3 protein-coding genes and 1 pseudogene are annotated in these 2,049 nt (G+C 36.8%); 3 read left to right on the forward strand and 1 reads right to left on the reverse strand.

The annotated features are described in order from the left end of the window. The 3 genes and pseudogenes from J4N24_RS25335 to J4N24_RS25345 form a co-directional block, all read left to right on the forward strand. A pseudogene (locus J4N24_RS25335) lies at positions 1-249 on the forward strand (hypothetical protein); the annotation flags it as partial. Between the two features lie 152 nt (positions 250-401). Then, positions 402-734: a DUF6249 domain-containing protein gene (locus J4N24_RS25340; RefSeq protein WP_207536537.1), complete on the forward strand. Its 333-nt coding sequence runs from the start codon at positions 402-404 to the stop codon at positions 732-734. Beyond that, positions 734-1,294 (forward strand): RNA polymerase sigma factor, encoded by a 561-nt coding sequence (locus J4N24_RS25345; RefSeq protein WP_207536538.1) that lies wholly within the window; start codon positions 734-736, stop codon positions 1,292-1,294. The genes J4N24_RS25340 and J4N24_RS25345 overlap by 1 nt, the downstream gene beginning before the upstream one ends. Before the next feature lie 376 nt (positions 1,295-1,670). Here J4N24_RS25345 and J4N24_RS25350 read toward each other — a convergent pair. Beyond that, on the reverse strand, positions 1,671-2,049 hold a 379-nt coding region (locus J4N24_RS25350; RefSeq protein WP_207536539.1), incomplete at its 5' end, for a hypothetical protein.

Consider the following 2,049-nt stretch of genomic DNA (forward strand, 5'->3'; position numbering starts at 1 on the left):
AAGGCTGGACTTGCTTCTGCAAAAGCCAGGGGCAGAGTTGGAGGCCGACCTAAAGGTCTGACAGAAGATGCAAAGAAATTAGCGGCCACAGCTGCCACTCTTTATAACACCACAAACCTTTCCACTGCCGAGATTTGCAAGATGCTGAATATTGGCAGTAAAACAACCCTGTATCGATATTTGAGGTATGCTGGTGTTGAAGTGAATGGTTGGGAGAAGAATAGTGTAGGTGATAGGAAAGAAAAATGAAAAGGGGGTGTGCTAAATAAGCAAGAGGATAATCTAAAATTTAAAACTTTGATAGAAAGACTAGTTTCACTCATGTTAGCTGATTAATTTAAAAGATTGTAACCTTTAATTTTCTTTAGGAGTCCAATAGTTACAAACTAAATAATCAAACAGTGAAATCTGAACTATTTTTTCTCTTCCTTTCCTTTTTCTTATTTATGTTCCTGGCATGGTTCTATTATTCAAGAGCCCGTCACAAAGAACGATTAATGCTGATTGAAAAGGGTATTAATCCCGACAACTTATCGAGCATTCAAAAGCAAGCCGGTCCTCCTTTAGGACTTAAAGTAGGTATCGTCATAATTGGATTAAGCATAGGTTTAACAATTATTTCTGTTTTAGTCCGGTTTAACGCTTTAGGCGGTGGTAATGCAACTCCGCTTGCTATTATAGGATTATCATTAGGTGTCTCGCTGGTTATCTCAAATAGATATACAAAAAGCTGATGTCAGAGAACTGTGAGGACAATCTCCACGTCTCAAAAGTTTACAACGGGGATCCCAATGCGTTTCGATACTTTATCAGGAAATATAAAGATTTGGCTTTCTCAGTGTCAGTTTCTATTGTTAAAAGCGAGGTCATAGCCGAGGAAGTTGTTCAGGATGCGTTCCTTAAAGCCTATCGCAATATCAGAAAGTTTAATGGGAGCTCTAAATTTAGCACTTGGTTTTACAGGATTGTTGTAAATGTATCATTAGATGCTCAAAAAAGGCAAAAGAAGGAACTCCTGATTTATGAAGAAAACTATGACACCGAGATTCCTGATGACACTTTTGTCCTTTCTCTCGAAGCAGAGGAAAGAAAGCTAATGATTACCGAGGCATTACAAAGATTGCCACCAAATGAAAGCTTAGCCTTAAGGCTGTTTTACTTACAGGAGGAAAACTTAAAGGATTTGGCGGCGAGCACCGGCTGGTCAGAGTCGAATGCAAAAGTGATATTGCACAGAGCTCGAAAAAGCTTATTTGCCGTCTTAAAGAGATTTTTAAAAACAAAGGTCAACTAAATGGGAATGTTACCAAGGGAACAAGTGATTTCAAAGCTAATGAAGCAGAGCACTTTGAAATTACCTAACCACAACTTTGAGTCAGAATTAATGGATAAGATCTACGAGCATTCACGTAGAAAAGAGGAACTTAATAAAGCGTACAGACTATCCTCGCTCTTTTTGTTTCTGGGATTTCTGTCAGGGATTGGGATAAATATTTGTTTTAACACCAACGATCCTTTGACACTCGGCTTGCCTACTAATGATTTTCTTTTGGGTTTTCAGATAACTTTTATGTTTTTTGCTTTATCTCAACTTGATAGAATTATAGAGGCAATTTCAAGGCTCCGAAACTCTAATTAGCGTTTCAAAAAACGATAAATACTAAATTCGTTTATTGTTGAAGAAATTCTTTCCAAGAAATCATGAGCTCCCTAAACTCACCTAAAGGTATTTTAGGCGGGGTTCCATCAAAGTATAACCCATCGGGATATAGTCTTGCTTCTTGGAATTTTGTACTCCAATCAGGGTCATCAATTGCATCGTATTGATCGTTTAGGCATAAATTTATATCAGAAATGATCTCGTCAATTGTATCTACATCTTGAAATTCAGAAATGAAAGAAGCAATATAGCTTGTAGGTGTTTCTTTAATAATCTTATCTCCATTCTCTCTTGTGGCAAAAGTTAACTGATACTTTTTCAAAACTTGTTGATTCATAACGTAATAATACTGATTTTGGATAAGCCTTATCAACATCTCAAAAAACGAT

It is taken from the genome of Desertivirga arenae (assembly GCF_017355785.1).
In the GTDB taxonomy this organism is placed as follows: Bacteria; Bacteroidota; Bacteroidia; order Sphingobacteriales; family Sphingobacteriaceae; genus Desertivirga; species Desertivirga arenae.

Coding starts and splice junctions, on each gene's coding strand:
- J4N24_RS25345 (WP_207536538.1), top strand. CDS start 734: ATGTCAGAGAACTGTGAGGACAATCTCCACGTCTCAAAAGTTTACAAC.